18 protein-coding genes and 1 riboswitch are annotated in these 17,789 nt (G+C 36.0%); of the genes, 10 read left to right on the top strand and 8 right to left on the bottom strand.

Features of this window, described 5'->3' with window-relative positions:
• Positions 1 to 131 precede the first annotated feature (131 nt).
• The 4 genes from SPD45_RS12820 to SPD45_RS12805 all read right to left on the bottom strand — a co-directional run bounded on the left by SPD45_RS12820 (position 132) and on the right by SPD45_RS12805 (position 3,914).
• On the bottom strand, positions 132 to 1,454 hold the full coding sequence (locus SPD45_RS12820; protein ID WP_336268172.1) for a DUF4179 domain-containing protein: 1,323 nt from the start codon (positions 1,452 to 1,454) through the stop codon (positions 132 to 134).
• Positions 1,455 to 1,958, bottom strand: a complete 504-nt coding sequence (locus tag SPD45_RS12815; RefSeq protein ID WP_336268171.1) for a sigma-70 family RNA polymerase sigma factor — start codon at positions 1,956 to 1,958, stop codon at positions 1,455 to 1,457.
• A gap of 222 nt (positions 1,959 to 2,180) precedes the next feature.
• Positions 2,181 to 2,696: a cyclase family protein gene (locus tag SPD45_RS12810; protein ID WP_336268170.1), complete on the bottom strand. Its 516-nt coding sequence runs from the start codon at positions 2,694 to 2,696 to the stop codon at positions 2,181 to 2,183.
• A gap of 54 nt (positions 2,697 to 2,750) precedes the next feature.
• Complete coding sequence (locus SPD45_RS12805; protein WP_336268169.1) at positions 2,751 to 3,914, bottom strand: pyridoxal phosphate-dependent aminotransferase; 1,164 nt, start codon at positions 3,912 to 3,914, stop codon at positions 2,751 to 2,753.
• Positions 3,915 to 4,077: 163 nt separating this feature from the next.
• Positions 4,078 to 4,181, top strand: a riboswitch (SAM riboswitch).
• 70 nt (positions 4,182 to 4,251) lie between these two features.
• On the opposite strand from SPD45_RS12805, the gene SPD45_RS12800 reads away from it, so the two are divergent.
• Genes SPD45_RS12800 through SPD45_RS12790 form a run of 3 tightly spaced genes read left to right on the top strand, consistent with a single transcriptional unit; the run spans position 4,252 to position 6,781 of the window.
• Entirely contained in the window at positions 4,252 to 5,265 is a 1,014-nt protein-coding gene (locus tag SPD45_RS12800) for a methionine ABC transporter ATP-binding protein (protein ID WP_336268168.1), read from the top strand.
• Entirely contained in the window at positions 5,255 to 5,926 is a 672-nt protein-coding gene (locus SPD45_RS12795) for a methionine ABC transporter permease (protein ID WP_336268173.1), read from the top strand. The genes SPD45_RS12800 and SPD45_RS12795 overlap by 11 nt, the downstream gene beginning before the upstream one ends.
• 18 nt (positions 5,927 to 5,944) lie before the next feature.
• Complete coding sequence (locus SPD45_RS12790) at positions 5,945 to 6,781, top strand: MetQ/NlpA family ABC transporter substrate-binding protein (RefSeq protein ID WP_336268167.1); 837 nt, start codon at positions 5,945 to 5,947, stop codon at positions 6,779 to 6,781.
• Between the two features lie 36 nt (positions 6,782 to 6,817).
• Here the strand turns inward: SPD45_RS12790 and SPD45_RS12785 are convergent, their stop codons facing one another.
• Positions 6,818 to 7,183, bottom strand: a complete 366-nt coding sequence (locus SPD45_RS12785) for a hypothetical protein (protein WP_336268166.1) — start codon at positions 7,181 to 7,183, stop codon at positions 6,818 to 6,820.
• A gap of 210 nt (positions 7,184 to 7,393) precedes the next feature.
• On the opposite strand from SPD45_RS12785, the gene fdhF reads away from it, so the two are divergent.
• The 3 genes from fdhF to SPD45_RS12770 all read left to right on the top strand — a co-directional run bounded on the left by fdhF (position 7,394) and on the right by SPD45_RS12770 (position 11,563).
• Positions 7,394 to 10,333, top strand: a complete 2,940-nt coding sequence (gene fdhF / locus SPD45_RS12780; RefSeq protein ID WP_336268165.1) for a formate dehydrogenase subunit alpha — start codon at positions 7,394 to 7,396, stop codon at positions 10,331 to 10,333.
• Positions 10,334 to 10,348: 15 nt separating this feature from the next.
• Positions 10,349 to 10,828 (top strand): DUF1641 domain-containing protein, encoded by a 480-nt coding sequence (locus SPD45_RS12775; protein ID WP_336268164.1) that lies wholly within the window; start codon positions 10,349 to 10,351, stop codon positions 10,826 to 10,828.
• A gap of 255 nt (positions 10,829 to 11,083) precedes the next feature.
• Complete coding sequence (locus SPD45_RS12770) at positions 11,084 to 11,563, top strand: GAF domain-containing protein (protein WP_336268163.1); 480 nt, start codon at positions 11,084 to 11,086, stop codon at positions 11,561 to 11,563.
• Positions 11,564 to 11,604: 41 nt separating this feature from the next.
• Here SPD45_RS12770 and SPD45_RS12765 read toward each other — a convergent pair whose 3' ends face one another.
• From SPD45_RS12765 to pdxK, 3 genes are all read right to left on the bottom strand, one after another.
• Complete coding sequence (locus tag SPD45_RS12765; protein WP_336268162.1) at positions 11,605 to 12,144, bottom strand: DUF2812 domain-containing protein; 540 nt, start codon at positions 12,142 to 12,144, stop codon at positions 11,605 to 11,607.
• Complete coding sequence (locus SPD45_RS12760) at positions 12,131 to 12,451, bottom strand: PadR family transcriptional regulator (protein ID WP_336268161.1); 321 nt, start codon at positions 12,449 to 12,451, stop codon at positions 12,131 to 12,133. The genes SPD45_RS12765 and SPD45_RS12760 overlap by 14 nt, the downstream gene beginning before the upstream one ends.
• Positions 12,452 to 12,660: 209 nt before the next feature.
• Positions 12,661 to 13,479, bottom strand: coding sequence for a pyridoxine/pyridoxal/pyridoxamine kinase (gene pdxK / locus SPD45_RS12755; RefSeq protein ID WP_336268160.1), 819 nt, complete (start codon positions 13,477 to 13,479; stop codon positions 12,661 to 12,663).
• Positions 13,480 to 13,685: 206 nt separating this feature from the next.
• Between pdxK and SPD45_RS12750 the strand changes: the two genes are divergently transcribed.
• The 4 genes from SPD45_RS12750 (at position 13,686) to SPD45_RS12735 (ending at position 17,759) form a co-directional block, all read left to right on the top strand.
• Positions 13,686 to 14,741 carry a DsrE/DsrF/DrsH-like family protein gene (locus SPD45_RS12750; protein WP_336268159.1) on the top strand — a complete coding sequence of 352 codons (1,056 nt, stop codon included), beginning with the start codon at positions 13,686 to 13,688 and terminating at the stop codon, positions 14,739 to 14,741.
• Between the two features lie 20 nt (positions 14,742 to 14,761).
• Positions 14,762 to 16,123: an MBL fold metallo-hydrolase gene (locus SPD45_RS12745; RefSeq protein WP_336268158.1), complete on the top strand. Its 1,362-nt coding sequence runs from the start codon at positions 14,762 to 14,764 to the stop codon at positions 16,121 to 16,123.
• The gene (locus SPD45_RS12740; protein ID WP_336268157.1) at positions 16,123 to 16,899 is read left to right on the top strand and encodes a sulfite exporter TauE/SafE family protein; all 777 of its coding nucleotides are present in this window, start codon (positions 16,123 to 16,125) and stop codon (positions 16,897 to 16,899) included. Before SPD45_RS12745 ends, SPD45_RS12740 begins: the two co-directional genes overlap by 1 nt.
• Before the next feature lie 143 nt (positions 16,900 to 17,042).
• Complete coding sequence (locus SPD45_RS12735; RefSeq protein ID WP_336268156.1) at positions 17,043 to 17,759, top strand: FAD-dependent oxidoreductase; 717 nt, start codon at positions 17,043 to 17,045, stop codon at positions 17,757 to 17,759.
• Positions 17,760 to 17,789 lie beyond the last annotated feature (30 nt).

The following is a 17,789-nucleotide window of genomic DNA, read 5'->3' as shown; positions in this document are numbered from 1 at the left end:
TGTTGCTATCGTTTTTTTCAAATCGGTGTGTACACTATAAAAAGCACCCTCTACATGTAGTTTATTACTTTAGAGGGTGCGTATTTTATTGGACTCACTTTTTATAAGATATACTAATCACTGTTTTGGCACTATTTTATTTGTAGTTTGATTTCTTTTTCCGCCTCTAAAAATGTCGGGTAATATTGCACTGGAATGTAAATATTCCCTTTTAGTGTATCAATATCTTTAAATTCTACCCCATAATATCCTTTTCCATTTCTTATAGAATTGAAACTAGAATATAACTCCAATTCCTTCCCTTGCTCATCTAGCACATGACTGAACATTCCAAATGGAAAATCTTCCTCTGATGGAGTATTTATAGCAAATACTAATGATTTATCTTCCACAAAAACTGATTCAATTAATTTACCATTATCAGGCGCTTGAATAATTTTTCCTTCATCCATTGAGTAAATAATTTCTCTTTCATTTTTATTCACTGCTTGCACTTTGCTCAATGTCATAAATAATTGTTCTGGTACTTCAAAATAGCTACTCTCTAAATATAAAATATCTTTATGTGGCTCTTTCTCATCCATCATGTTTACTACGCCATTTGAAACTTTCCCCCATATCTTCCCTTTTCCATCTTCTAATTGTAAATTCGTATAATCCAATATATCTTTTGTATTAGTCGAATCTAACACGATATGTACTTCCGCCCTTGTTGGATACATGACTATTTTTTCAATCGTTATTTTTTGACCGTCTATCTCAATTGTTTCATTTACTTCATATTGCTGTTTCTTTGCTAACTTAATCTGCTCAACCTCAATTGGTACCGAAAATGTTTCCACATTCTCATCCACCCCCTCTTCTTGTACGTGCACATCCATTTCTATACGCAAGCCATTTTTCAACGTATCTTCTGATGATATTTGTGCATCGACTGTATGACGAAAACGTTTTTTCTTCGTACCATCATCGTCATCTATTGGCCCATAACTTCCATTAAAAATCAGTTCTTTCCCCTGTTGATCAAATAATTGTATCTTTCCAATGGAGGCATAATCCACTTTATTTTCTGTTTCAATCGTTATAAAAGATACAATGTTTTTTTCATCCATCATTACTCCATGTAATGTAAAGTTAATGCCTTCCTTTTTCTCTGTATAATTTATTTCATGATAATATTCATTTTGCATTGCCGATTCCCAACTAGGATTTCCACGTAAAAATACTGGATCAATCAAATAAACTGTCCATACGCATCCAGCAAGAAGAATAATGATAGCTGCCCATGTCCATTTTGGTAAATAATAACGGCGTTTTTTCTTAGAAACTTTGCTCTCCTTATGTTGCTTCATACCTTTTTCTATCGCTTCATCTAACAATTTCTCGGGGATGGAAATGTTTTCTATTTTGTTTTTATAATTTTCGAGTTGCTTTTCTACATCTTCATGTTTCATTTACACTTCCCCTTTCTTTGCCAAATGACGTAGTTTATCTAAAGTTTTATATACTCTTGTTTTCATCGTATTTTCATTCGTACGAAACACTTCAGCCATTTCTTTAAAAGATATGCCGTGAATATATTTTAAAACTATCCATTCTCTTTCTTGATTAGATAATTTTTCTAATAGTTCTTCCATCTCTAATAATAGAAAGTCTTTCTCATAAGCTGATGGTATCATCGTTTCTTCTAATTGCAGCACTTTTTTTCGTTCCCGTATTAAATCATTACAATAATTAATCGTAATTCGAATAAACCACGTTTTAATATAGGCAGGTTGTCGTATTGAATGGATATTAATCAATGCGCGATATGTAACTTCTTGTACTACTTCTAATGCAAGCTCTTCTGTTTTCATGTAACTAAATGCTGTGCGATAAATATCAGCTTTTACTGTATCAATAAGCAATATAAATGCCTCTTTATCTCCGGCAATAGCTTTTTTTGTAATTTTCTCCAATGGACTCCCCCTTCACCTGCTATATATTAGACGATCACTTATATAAAAAGTTTGATTTTTTTCATACATCATTAAAAATTCTCTTTTAGATCATCCATTATTTAACTTTATATTGTATAAATTTCTCTATTTGTTCCAATTTGTAAGTTGAAGCAAGAAAAATGATAAAAAAAGACGAGGAATGATCCTCCCCGTCTTCTCCGGCTATGCTAATGATTGCCTTTATAATATAGCGATCGCGCGGACTGGTGATCCGTCCCCTTTTTCTATTTTTAAAGGTAGTCCATAAAATGTAAATGTTTGATGGAATGGAATTTTTTCTAAATTGATTAGGTCTGTATAGGTAATAATATCGTTCGCTAATAACATTCTTTCTAATCGTTCCGTCATTTCTCCACCGACAAAGGAAGGTTTTGCGTGCAATAATTTATCTATATATGTTTCGTCCAATGGTGCAGTAAAGAATAAGCCTATCTCCCTCGGCCATTGTGCATCTATTTGAACTACTTGTGCTTCTCCAAAAAATCGTTCGATCGGCATTTCATCTAAATTTGCTTTTCCTTTATGCATATGCGAAAACGCATCGACATGTGTGCCAGTATGCGTACCTAATGTTAACTTCCTTAATTCCCAGCCATTTTTGCCATATGTATGGACTTTTTCAATCGTAACTGCTGGATCTCCAGGATAAACGTCCATTTTTTCGTTCAATGTCACTGTTAAATCAATTACTTTCATACCGCTCCCCCTCTCTTTCAAATGAATTTTATCCGTAGAAAAACTGGACCTATATTAAAATAAGTCCAGTTTCCCTATCCGTTCTACCGCTTCACGTAAACGATTTTCTTCCTCCAATAACCCAATTCGTACATACCCTTCTCCATGTGCCCCAAAAGCAATACCTGGAGCAACAGCAATATTTGCTTCATTCAACAACAAATCCGTAAATGATTCACTCGTATGTCCATTTGGAACCTTTAACCAAGCGAAAAAAGACGCTTTTGGTGCTTCGACTTTCCACCCGATCTTTTTACAAGCTTCGATAAACACATTACGACGATGTTCATATAATGCGACTATGTCTTTCGCCGCCGTTTGCTCCCCTAATAATGCCTTTGCAGCTGCACGTTGAACAGCTGGGAATTGATTAATAAACATATGATCTTGTAATAAATTAATTGCACCGACAATCTCTTTATTTCCTAAAGCAAATCCGACACGCCATCCAGCCATATTGAATGTTTTCGACATCGTATACATTTCCACTCCGACATCTTTCGCCCCTTCTGCTTGTAAAAAACTTACCGGTTTTTTTCCATCAAATCCGATCCCACCATAAGCAAAATCATGCATAACCGCAATATTATTTTTTTTCGCGAATTGAACTGTCTCATTAAAAAATGGCTCATCAGCTATCGCACTCGTCGGATTACTTGGATAATTTAAATACATTAATGTTGCATCTCGTTTAATATCGTCAGCTATTTCATCATAGTTAGGATAATAGTTATTTTCTTCTAATAATGGCATCGTTTCGAACCGTATATCTGCCAGACCAACACCAGATAAATAATCTGGATAACCTGGGTCTGGAAGTAAGAGAACTTCTCCCGAATCCATGATCGCCAATGGTAATTCAACAACTCCCGCTTTCGAACCGAATAAAATGGCAACCTCTGTTTCCGGATCTAGATTTACCCCATATTCACGTTTATAAAATATCGCTATCGCTTCTTTTAATTCCGTCGTACCTCGAAATGGTGCATAGCCATGTGTTTCTGGATCTTCTACTGCATCTTGTAATGCCTTTACGATATGTGGCGGAGTTGGTTTATCAGGATTTCCTCTACCTAAATTAATAACATCTCTCCCTTCACTAACAGCTTGTTGAACATTTCTTGTTAATTGCGAGAAAAAATGTGCTGGCAAATTCTGTAATCGATTCGATAATTTCATATTAATATTCCTCATTTCATTTCTATCATTCTACAATAAGTATAAAGAATATAAATTCGAAAAGAAAGAAATTTTCAGTAATTATTGACAAAGTAAATGAAAGTAGCTATCATTAGATATGTTAGTTTGAATGATATGAAATTTCACAATTATATAAGTCGATAACTTATCAAGAGTGACCGAGGGACAAGGCCCTATGACGTCCGGCAACCCCATTATGGAAGGTGCCAATTCCTTCAGAACGTACAAATTTCTGAAAGATAAGCTGAAAATTAACAGTTCTTCTTTCATATTTGTGAAAGAAGTTTTTTTATGTTTTTGCAAAAGGAGACTAGCAATGATTCAAATTGAAAATTTAACAAAAGTGTATCAAACGAAGGATAGAGATGTCATTGGGGTCGACAATGTATCTTTAACGATTAACGAAGGAGAAATCTTCGGTATTGTCGGATATTCTGGGGCAGGTAAAAGTTCTTTATTACGCTGCATTAACTTACTAGAAAGACCTACAGACGGACGAATATTAGTTGACGGGCTTGATTTAATGTCTTTGGATGCAAACAACTTACGTAAAGCACGTTTAAAAATCGGCATGATTTTCCAACATTTCCATTTAATTAGCCAAAAAACAGTTGCCGAAAACATCTCATTCGCTCTACGGGCAGCAGCCACACCAGCAAAAGATATTGATAAACGTGTCGAAGAACTTTTAAATATGGTAGATTTAGCAGATAAAAAGGATGTCTTCCCTGCACAACTAAGTGGTGGTCAAAAACAACGTGTCGGTATTGCTCGTGCACTGGCGAATGATCCATCTGTATTACTTTGTGACGAAGCTACTTCTGCTCTCGATCCGAATACGACGTCATCCATTTTAAAATTACTAAAAAAAATAAACCGTGAGTTAAATATAACGATCGTATTAATTACTCATGAAATGAATGTCGTGAAAGAAATTTGTGACCGTATGGCGATTATGCAAGATGGATCAGTTGTTGAATCCGGAAACGTATATGACATTTTTTCTACACCGAAAAATGAATTAACGAAAACATTCATTAAAGATGTCGTAAATATCGACGTACCAGAAGAAATGTTACAAAAATGTACTGGACAAATTGTTAAAATTACGTTCCGTGGAGAAGTTGCTGGGGAAAGCGTCATTTCTGATATGATTCAAACATTTGATGTAAAAGGTAATTTCTTACACGGATTAATTGAATATATTCAAGAACGTCCACTTGGAATGTTCGTTATGGAAATGAAAGGTGACAATACTGAAATTGGTAAAGCAATCGATTATATGTCATCACAACTAGTAGATGTGGAGGTGATTCGTGATGCTATTTGATATGGATCGCATCATGGAATTGTTACCCGAAATGACGCAAGCATTTGGAGAAACGATTTATATGATAGGAATTGCCCTACTCGTTGCGCTCATCATCGGATTACCATTAGGGATTATTTTATTCGTCACGGATAAAGGACTATTTCTCGAAAATAAACCGATAAAGTCCGTCCTCGGGTTTGTTGTAAACGTCATTCGTTCCATCCCGTTCATTATTTTAATGGTAGCTATCACACCATTTACAAAGTTAGTCGTCGGTAACTCGATTGGGCCTACTGCTGCAAGTGTCGCTTTATCTGTTGCAGCGATCCCATTCTTTGCACGTATTGTGGAAACATCGCTTCGTGAAATTGATAAGGGAGTAATTGAAGCAGCAATCGCAGTTGGTGCAACACCTTGGATGATTATTAAAGATGTATTAATTCCAGAAGCAAAATCTAGTATTATCCAAGGTATCACATTAACCGTAATTAGTTTAGTTGCTTATTCTGCAATGGCTGGTTTCGTTGGTGGTGGAGGTATCGGTGATTTAGCAATTCGATTTGGTTACTATCGATATGATAATACGATTATGATTTTAACGGTCGTAATTTTATTACTATTAGTACAAATTTTCCAATGGATTGGAGATAAAGCTGCAAAAGCAGTGGATAAAAGTTAATTATTAGGGGGAAATAAAATGAAAAAGTGGATTTTTACAATTGTTTTAGTAAGTATCGTCGCTATTTTAGCTGCATGTGGTAGCAATAATGACGGAAATGGATCTTCCAATGTAGATGAAACAAAGGAATTACACTTCGGTGCAACAGCTGGTCCTTACAGTGATATGTTAACAAAAGCGATTATTCCTGGCCTAGAAGAAAAAGGGTATGAAGTGAAATTAACAGAGTTTAGTGATTATGTACAACCGAACAATGCGTTAAATGACGGATCAATTGATGCAAACCTATTCCAACATGTAATTTACTTAGAAAACTTCGCGGAAGAAAATGATATGGATTTAAAAGATTTAATCGTTGTACCGACTGCTCCATTAGGACTTTTCTCGAACAAATATGAATCAGTAGAAGACATTGAAGATGGTGCAACTGTTACAATTCCGAACGATCCAGTTAATGCTGCAAGAACATTAATTACATTTGAAGATTTAGGGTTAATTGAAATTGATGGAGATGTTGAACCATTAAAAGCTTCTGAAAAAGATATTACAAAAAACGACAAAAATTTAGAGTTTTTACCAATTGAAGCCGGTCAATTACCACGTTCTGTCGATGATGCTGATATAGCAGCAGTTCCAGGAAACTTTGCGATTGCAGCAAATATGGATTTAATGGACGCGATTGCGTTAGAAGATATGCCGGACCAATTTAGAAATATTGTTGCAGTAAAGGCAGAAGATGCGAATAAACAATTTGCACTTGATATCATTGATGTAATCGAGTCAGATGAATTTGAAGCTGTTATCGACGAAGAGTTCGAAGGCTTCGGTAAACCTGCATGGATGCTAGATAAATAATTAAACTACAAACGATCAGGAACACTATGCTAAAAACTACATAGTCGTTCTGATCGTTTTTTTGATGTTCTTTTGGATTTGGTTGGGGAGCTTTGGGGGGGTTTGCGACTTTCGGGTGGATTCTTGCAACTTCGGCACGTATTCTTGCAACTTCAGCACGTATTCTTGCAACTTTGACCCGGATTCTTGCAACTTTGACCTGCATTCTTGCAACTTCGGCCTGCATTCTTGCAACTTCGGCCTGCATTCTTGCAACTTCGGCCTGCATTCTTGCAACTTCGGCACGTATTCTTGCAACTTTGACCTGCATTCTTGCAACTTCGGCACGTATTCTTGCAACTTTGGCACGTATTCTTGCAACTTTGACCTGTATTCTTGCAACTTTGACCCGGATTCTTGCAACTTCTAACCCGTTTTATCATATTGAATCTTCTGATTGAGCATGGTAAAATATGAGAAAGATGGTTGATAGTTTACACTGTCAGTCATATGAACTGTAATTAAAAACACGACCTGCTCTAAAACTACTCCACTACACCTTTATCCATTTGAATGCTTTCGAGGAAGGATAATTTTGTAGTGGATTTTTTCATTATAAAAGGAGGCTACACCATGTCAGAAACTGCTTTTTCGGTAAAAATAAACGATCAAACTTATGAAGTAACTGATGAAAAAACGATAATTCAACTATTAAACAAAGAAAAAATTGCTCACCCACAAGTTTGTTATAATCCATTAGTAGATCCTGTACAAACTTGTGATACATGTATCGTCGAAGTGGATGGAGAGCTTGTACGAGCATGTTCTACCCCATTAACGAAAAATATGAACATACAATTACAATCAAACAGTGCTAAAGTTGCGCAAACAGAAGCGATGGATCGTATTTTAGAAAACCATTCATTATATTGTACGGTTTGTGACAATAACAATGGGGATTGTACATTACATAATACGGTAAAGGAAATGGGAATTGAACATCAAAAATATCCTTACACACCAAAAGTCGATGAAAGCGAAGTAGACATGTCACACCCTTTCTATCGATATGATCCAAACCAATGTATTGCTTGTGGACGTTGTGTAGAAGTATGTCAAAGTTTACAAGTAAATGAGACACTATCTATTGATTGGGAAGCAGATCGTCCCCGTGTCATATGGGATGAAGGTGTGTCAATCAACGAATCATCTTGCGTTAGCTGTGGACAATGTGTGTCTGTCTGTCCTTGTAATGCTTTAATGGAAAAATCAATGCTCGGTAATGCTGGTTTTATGACTGGTTTAAAACCAGATATGCTAAATCCGATGATCGACCTCGTGAAAGATGTGGAACCAGGATATAGTAGCATTATGGCCGTATCAGATGCAGAAGCGAAAATGCGGGAAACACGTACGAAGAAAACGAAAACAGTATGTACGTTTTGCGGAGTGGGATGTACGTTTGAAGTATGGACAAAAGGAAGAGAAATTTTAAAAGTACAGCCAAGTGAAGGACCAGTAAATGCGGTATCTACATGTGTAAAAGGAAAATTTGGATGGGATTTTGTGAACTCAGAAGAAAGAATTACTACCCCACTCATTCGGAAAAACGGTGCCTTTGAAGAAGCGAGCTGGGAGGAAGCATTATCTCTCGTTGCCAAAAAGCTTCGTGAAGTGAAAGAAAAACACGGAAAAGATGGTGTTGGTTTTATTTCCTCTTCCAAAGTGACAAACGAAGAAAACTACCTCATGCAAAAACTTGCCCGCCAACTATTTGAAACGAATAATGTCGATAATTGTTCTCGTTATTGTCAATCCCCTGCAACAGATGGATTAATGCGAACAGTTGGGATGGGGGGCGATGCCGGAACGATTAAAGACATAGCAAAAGCAGGTCTTGTCATCATAATTGGTGCGAATCCTGCAGAAGCACACCCTGTTTTAGCGACACGTGTAAAACGTGCGAACAAATTACACGGTCAAAAGTTGATCGTATCAGATTTAAGAAAAAATGAAATGGCCGAACGTTCAGATGTCTTTATTCGACCAAAACAAGGAACAGACCAAGTATGGATCATGGCGATAACGAATTATATGATACAACAAGGATGGCATGACAACGAATTTATTCAAGAAAACGTACATTATTTTGATGAATTAAAAGAATTACTAGAAACATATACATTACAATATGCCGAAGAGCAAACAGGCATTCCCGAGGCTACATTAATTGAAATATCGGAAATGATCCGTGATGCTGATGGCACATGCATCTTATGGGGAATGGGTGTTACACAAAATACAGGTGGTTCTGACACATCTGCGGCAATTTCAAATCTATTGCTTGCAACAGGAAACTATCGACGTGAAGGTGCCGGTTCTTACCCACTACGTGGACATAATAACGTACAAGGAGCATGTGATATGGGTACACTTCCAGCATGGCTACCAGGGTATCAACATGTAACAGAAAATCATGCTCGTGAAAAATTCGAGCAAGCATACAGTGTGAAAATTGATGACAAACCTGGATTAGACAACATTCAAATGCTTCGCTCCATCGATGAAGGAAAAATGCATGCAATGTATTTAATGGGTGAAGATATGGCATTAGTAGACGCCGATGCAAATCACGTCGATAAAATATTATCAAAACTAGATTTCTTTGTCGTACAAGATGTCTTTTTCTCTCGCACAGCACAATACGCAGACGTTATCTTACCTGCCGCTCCATCATTAGAAAAAGAAGGAACCTTTACAAATACAGAACGACGTGTGCAAAGACTTTATCAAGTAATGCCTACATTGGGTGATGCAAAACCAGATTGGTGGATCTTACAAGAAATTGCTAACCATTTAGGTGCAAATTGGAACTATGCACATCCAAGTGATATTTTCGACGAGATGGCATCACTTTCACCTATTTTTTCCCAAGCAAACTATAATATTTTAGAAGATTGGGGAAGCTTTTTATGGGGAAGCCTTGACGGAAAACACACTCCGTTATTATATAAAGACGGCTTTAATTTTTCCGATAAAAAAGCACGTTTTGCATTATCACACTGGGTAGAACCACATGATTTTGAAGATGAGTTCGACTTGCATATTAATAATGGCCGGATGTTAGAACATTTTCATGAAGGTAACTTAACAAACAAATCTGATGGAATTCAAGAAAAAGTACCTGAAATCTTTGTGGAAGTATCGCCACAACTTGCGAAGGAACGTGAATTTTCATCTGGTGCAATCGTCCGTCTTACATCACCATTTGGAACTGTTCGATTACCTGCACTCGTAACAGACCGCGTGCAAAAGAACGAATTATTTTTACCAATGAACTCTGTAAGCAAAGAGTCTGCCATTAACTTTTTAACGGGACCAATTTATGATGGCCGAACAAACACACCTGCATATAAACAAACGAAAGTAAAAATGGAAGTATTATCGAAAAATGGAGCATCTCCACTTCCTAAAACGAATCATCGAAATAAAAAACGGAACCCACAAAAAGGGGTCGAAGTAGAACGTAAATGGAATCGTCCCGGTTATGTTCATTTAACGACAAAAAATTAAGGAGGGTATTTTTCCATGGCAGAACCGATTCGCGAAATTCGTCGACCTACATTAACGAAAGAACAACAAATCGATGCAAAATTAGACAATTTAAAAGAAAAATTTGCAAATAATGAAGAAAGTTTAGATCAATTATTAGATATTGTTGGAGAACTAAGGACAATTGGTGCATTAGATGCATTGAAAGCAATGTTATTAGCAAAAGAAGATATCGCTAAAATTGGGCTCGAACAAGTGACAAAGGAACCTGTTACAAACCTTTTAAATACAATTATTGGAGCAACAGGCGCAATGATGGAAGCTGACCCAGATCAAACAAAAAATGTCGTTCATGGGGTTGTTTCCGGACTAAAAGAAGGCCATGAGTTTGTAGACACCGAACAAAAGATAAAACTCTTTGATTTAATGCGGTCTTTAAATGATCCTGATATTAATCGTGCAGTAGGTTTCGGGCTTCATTTTCTAAAAGGAATGGGAAAAGAGTTAAAAGAATAATCGTAATTCCTATCATTTCATGGTATAATAATCGAGCGATGAGCTGCTTTGTGTAAGTCGAAGAATGCTTGATATGTGAATGTGAACACATGATTCTTCGCCACAAATGAGAGAAACTCCATGAGATGAGTTTCAAAGATAAACGCCTGTATGGAGTATACAGGCGTTTTTTATATGTAGTTACAAACGTAACAATGTATTGTTTTGTTCAATTTTGATATGATTAAGAAAATAAGATGGATAGGAGTATGATGTATGTTTGCACAAACTTTATATACAGGCACGCGCGAAGAAAATTATGAAACAGTTACTCAACAATTAGAGGCTCTCATCACTGGAGAACAAGATATGATTGCGAACTTATCGAATGCTTCTGCATTATTAAATCAATTTTTAGATGACATTAATTGGGTTGGGTTTTATTTATGGAAAGAAAATGAATTAGTTTTAGGACCTTTCCAAGGACTACCAGCATGTATCCGTATTCCATCTGGACGCGGTGTTTGCGGTACAGCCGTTGAACAAAAAATAACGATGCTCATTGAAAATGTTCATGAATTCCCTGGACATATTGCATGTGATCCACAAAGTAAATCAGAAATTGTTATTCCAATGATTAAAAATGATGAAGTCATTGGGGTTCTTGATATAGACAGCCCAAATTATAATCGATTCGACAAAATCGATGAAACATATTTAGAAAAATTTGTCGGTACATTGATGAAACAAATATAAAATTTTTCCGTGATAGGAGGAATTCCTCCTATCGCGCTCCATTATTCATAAAATAATTGCTCTCGTTCTAATTCTTTTTTGGATCGCTTAATATGCTTTATTGGAATTAATAATACGAGCGCAACAATACCATTGATGATTCCAACAGTAAAATTAAGGCCATTAAATGGATCATGTTGGCTAAATAAAATAGCATTTAGAAAAAACATGAAAATATTAATCCCGAATAATGTCATGATTATGTTTTGGACTTTGTTGTAATATGTAATTTTTGATGCACTATCTGAAAATATTTCAAATGGTCCTTCACTCGCTAATTTTCGGACATATATCCATCCGAAAGATTCATGAACAATTTCGGCCCCACTATCTTCCAATAAAGATTTATATTCTTCTTTCTCTACCTTTTTCATATCGATAACATACTCATTTCGATAAGTATATTCTACTTGTTCTTCTCTTTCAAAAACAAATCGACCGAGGCAAAACTTTTTCAAATGCCAACCTTGTGCACTCATTTCATTAATCCAACGTTCTTCCTTCTCATAATCTAACATAAACCGATATTTAACTAATGTCACTTTCTTTCCCTCCTTTTATAATCGTCCGACCATTATGATATAGTTCCTCTAAACGAGAAATTTCAAGATGGACCGCCTTTTCGCCTAATTCGGTAATGATATATTCCTTTCTTCTTCCGTCTCCATCCAATTGTTCAATCCACTTTTTTTCAACTAAGGATTTTAGTGCACCATATAATGTTCCAGCCCCAAGTTCGACACGCCCATTACTAATGTTCGAAACATATTGCATGATGCCATAGCCATGCCTCGGTTCATATAGTGATAATAAAATATAGTATACCCCTTCTGTTAACGGTGTTTTCACTTTATCGCCCCTTATATCATCTAACGTTATATCGTCAACCGATACACTAAATTAAGTATATCGTCAAACGATATAGTTGTCAATAAAATTTTCTACACTTTTTTAGATATGGTACAAATACCCGTCTGGTTAATATGCGATATAAGCTTTTTCTCCAAATAAAAAATGACAGAGAAACGAATTATATCGCTTTTCTGTCATTTTTATGCTTACTTTCCTACTTCTTCAAATTCATTTATTGCACCATGACGAACAGGTCCAACATATTCATTCAATTTCCAACCGTGCTTAATTGCTGCTGTTACGAATTGTTTCGCTTGTTCGACTGATTCTTTTACAGTTTTACCTTTTGCAAGGTTTGCTGTAATTGCTGCTGCAAAAGTACAACCAGCTCCGTGATTGAACGTCGTATCAAGTTTGTCTGATGTTAATAATACAAATTCTTTCCCATCATAAAATAGGTCGACTGCTTGGTCATCCTCCACACCAACGCCACCTTTAATTACGACATTTTGTGTACCTAATGCAATAATTTTTTCTGCCGCATTTTTCATCTCATCAATCGTTCGAATTGATCCTGTTTCGGCGAGTTGCCCAGCTTCAAATAAATTAGGTGTAACGATCGTAGCACGTGGTAATAATAATTCACGCATTGCAACCGTATTTTCAGGTTGTAACACTTCGTCTTCCCCTTTACATACCATCACAGGGTCAATGACGACATGTCCAATTTCATATTCGTCTATTTTTTTTGCTCCTACTTCAATTATTTCTACAGAACCGAGCATACCTGTTTTCATCGCATCGATTCCAACTGATAAAATTGTGTTTAATTGTTGCTCCACAACATGTACATCAATAGGTGTGACTCCATGTGCCCAATTATTATTTGGATCCATCGTTACGATAGATGTTAATGCAGTCATCCCATATACATGATGCTCCTGGAATGTTTTTAGATCTGCTTGAATTCCTGCTCCACCACTAGAATCTGAACCAGCTAGTGTTAACGTCTTTTGCATTGTCATGATTGTTATTTCCTCCTAAATAGCCAATAAAGTATCGCCTATAAAATGTATATATTTTCATTATAAAGTATATTTCGATATTTACCATAGGATAACTACGATTTATAAAAATTAACTCAAACTCCATTATACCCCCCTATGTATTTGACAAATGTGTCTTAGTAGGTTATTATACCCCTATAGGTATAATAGAAAGGGAGAATTCAATGAGTAAAACGACAAATGACATGCACATCAATGACATTGAACCGTTGATGGCAAAAAATATCTATCTTTTAGATGTAAGGGAGGATTTTGAATATGAATTAAAACATCTTGCTAATAGTACATTAATTTCGGTCCATGATATTCCTGATAGATTAGAAGATATCCCGAAAAACAAGACGATTTATGTGTATTGCAGAAGTGGGAATCGGAGTAAACAAGCTGCCGACTTTTTAACTAGCTGTGGATATGATGCAATCAATTTAACTGGCGGGATAGAAGCTTATGCAGGGAAATACGTACAAAATGAAGTGTCAACACAAATTGATCCAAACCGAATAAAAATTGAAGCAAGTGGTCTACAATGCCCTGGCCCATTATTAAAAGTAAATGAGGTCATGAATACTTTATCTATAGGCGAACAGATGGAAATAACGGTAACAGATTTTGGATTCTGTGCTGATATTGAAGCTTGGGCTAAGAAAACGGGCCATACCGTGCTAAAAAATGAACAACAAACAGATAAAGTCGTCGTCATTTTGCAAAAAAATCAGCAACAATCAACATCACAGCCACTTGTTGAAACGAAAGACGGTGCCACTATGGTCGTTTTCAGTGGTGATTTAGATAAGGCACTCGCTTCTTTTATTATCGCTACTGGTGCGAAATCGCTGGGGAAAGAAGTTACGATGTTCTTTACATTTTGGGGATTAAATATTATTAAAAATCCACACGCACCAAAGATTAAGAAGTCTGGTTTAGATAAAGTGTTTAGCAAAATGATGCCGAACTCTCCGGAAAATTTGCCGATTTCTAAAATGAATATGTTCGGACTTGGACCAAAAATGATTCAAAAAGTAATGAAAAACAAAAAAGTAGATGCATTGACAGAAATGATTCATAAAGCAGAAGAGCTTGGAGTCAAAATTGTCGCATGTACGATGAGTATGGACGTAATGGCGATCGATCGTCATGAGCTTTTACCATCTGTAGAAATTGGTGGTGTCGGTTCTTATTTAGGTGATACAGAACATAGTAATTTAAATTTATTTATATAAAAATTAAAGGAGTAGATACAATGTTTTTCCAACAATTTTACGATCAAAAACTAGCACAAACATCTTATATGGTAGGTTGTCAAAAAACAAATGAAGCAATTATTATTGACCCGAAGCGAGTACTGGATGAATATGAAGAAGTAGCAAAGCGTGAAGGATTTACAATTACACATGCAACAGAAACGCATATTCATGCAGACTTTGCTTCTGGTTTACGCGATGCCGCACGCCGATTTGGGGCAACATTATTCATCTCAGATGAAGGAGATGAAAACTGGAAATATAAAAATATGCCTTCTGACACAGTATTCTTAAAAGATGGTGACTCCATTCATATTGGGCATGTCGAGCTAAAAGTAATGCATACACCAGGACATACCCCGGAAAGTATATCCTTTATTCTAACGGATCATGGTGGCGGTAGTTCCGAACCGATGGGGATGTTTACTGGGGATTTTATTTTCGTTGGGGATATTGGCCGACCTGATTTATTAGAGGAAGCAGCGAAAATGGAAGGTACGACAGAAGAAGGTGCAAACGCCATGTTTGATTCCATTCAAAAACTAAATGATTTTCCTGACTTTTTACAAATTTGGCCAGGACATGGTGCTGGTAGTGCATGTGGGAAATCGCTCGGTGCTGTGCCATTATCAACATTAGGATATGAACGCCATAATAACTGGGCATTCCAAATAAAAGACCGCAAAAGATTCATAGACGAATTAACGAGTGACCAACCTGAACCACCATTATATTTTGCACAAATGAAAAAAGTAAATAAAATTGGGCTCCCATTATTTGAAGTGAAAGAACTCGATATCGGTATACCTGAAAAATTTACTGGACAAATTTTAGACTTACGAACGAAAGAAGATTTTGCTAAAGGATTCAAAAACGGGTCGATTAATATTCCGTACAATGATACATTTGTACAATATGCTGGTTGGTTCGTTCAATATGATGTACCGATGACCGTCATTGCGAACCCTGCTGATGCAGTAGAAATTCAAAAAGACCTCGCATCGATTGGGTTCGATCAATTAGAACGTATTATTCCTATCCAAGAGGCAGAAGCCATTTTCGATGACGCATATGAACATATTACACCAGAACAATTTAAAGAAATATACAAAGAAATAAATATACTCGACGTTCGAACAACAGCAGAACATAAAGTCGCCAATGTACAAAAAGCAACACATATTCATTATGGTCACCTATTAAATAGCACGATTCCATTTCCAAAAGAAACACCGCTTTACGTTCACTGTCAGTCAGGTGTTCGCTCAGCGATTGCAATCAGTGCACTAAAAAAATTAGGTTATAACAATGTTATCAACGTACTTTCCGGATATAATGGCATTAGTACAGTAATGAAATAATGACTTTTTCTTTTATCGTCGTTATCTTTCTTATCGGATTCATCGGTTCCTTCATCTCCGGAATGATTGGAATCGGTGGCTCTATCATTAAGTATCCGATGTTATTATATATTCCAGCCTATTTTGGGCTTATGACATTTACTGCACATGAAGTGGCAGGTATAAGTGCAATTCAAGTATTTTTCGCCACGCTTGCAGGTGTATTCGCATATAAAAATAGTGGTTATTTACACAAAAAACTAATTCTCTATATGGGTAGTGGTATTTTATTAGGTAGTTTACTCGGTGGCTACGGGTCAAAGTTTTTAACAGAACTTCAAATAAATATTATTTATGCTATATTAGCAACAGTTGCTGTGGTCATGATGTTTATGCCTAAAAAGGAAGTGCCTTTTGTACGTGGGAGTACATTGAAATTCAATGGTCCCCTAGCCGCTACTTTAGCGTTTATAACTGGTACAGCAGCGGGGATCGTCGGTGCTGCAGGTGCATTTATTCTAGTTCCAATCATGCTCGTCATCTTAAAAATTCCAACACGTGTAACGATTGCAACGAGTTTAGCCATTACTTTTATTTCGTCTATCGGTGCTACATTTGGAAAAATTATTACTGGACAAATTTTATATGGACCAGCTCTCATTATGATTATCGCTAGTCTCATCGCTGCCCCACTCGGAGCGAAAATTGGACAAAAGACGAACACAAAAATATTAGAATGGATGCTAGCCATCCTTATCCTAGCAACTGCAACAAAAATATGGCTAGAAATTTTATAAAATCTATAATAGAATCCTGAAAAAATTATATATTTCCTCCCTTTATTCTATCCGCATATAAACCATTTAATTGATAATGATTATCAATTAATGTATAGTGAGTAATAGAGAGTCGGATAATTAAAATATTGGAGGAATGTGCCATGCAAATACATTGGACAAAAATTCATAAAATCATCGACGAGACACCTGAAGTTAAAACATTTTATTTACAATTACCTGAAGGATTTACATGGGAAGAAGGTTCCTTTACACATATGGGATTAAAAGGATTTAATGAAGGAGAAAAACCGAATCGCGGACTCGTTCGTCATATGTCGATTAGTACATTACCTGATGAAAACTCCATCGGCATTACTACACGAATAAAAGAACAGTGTTCTGAATACAAAGCATTTTTAAAAGAACATAAAATCGGCGATGAAGTTGCTCTTTTTAAAACACATTGTAATGTACCATTAAGACGTGAAAATAAAAATATTTATTTACTTTCATCTGGTGTCGGTCTTGCAACATTTAGACCACTCGTCTTACATTATTTTGACCAACAAGATGATATTACACATGTTCATTCATTGAATATTGATTCGACGAAAGATTATTTATTTCCGTCTATTTTCGAAACGAATAAGGAAAAAAACTTCACTGCCTCTTTCGTTGATAATCGCCCAACATACTATGAAGCAGTGAAACAATTAGCAGAAGATAAAGATGGTGTTTTTTATGTAGTTGGTAGTGACGAATTTTTAAGACAAAATATAGATGTTCTCATGGAACAAGGAATTAAGCCAACGCAAATTATGCTCGACAAACGTGAATCGATTCGGGAAGAGTTTTTACCTGTAAATAAAACATTATAAGATAGAAAAAACCTCTATACGAGTAACTAT

It is taken from the genome of Pseudogracilibacillus sp. SO10305, assembly GCF_037072005.1.
Taxonomy (GTDB): Bacteria; Bacillota; Bacilli; order Bacillales; family Amphibacillaceae; genus Pseudogracilibacillus; species Pseudogracilibacillus intestinigallinarum.
Note: the sequence above shows the minus strand (reverse complement) of the source record. Positions and strands in the feature narration are given on the sequence as shown.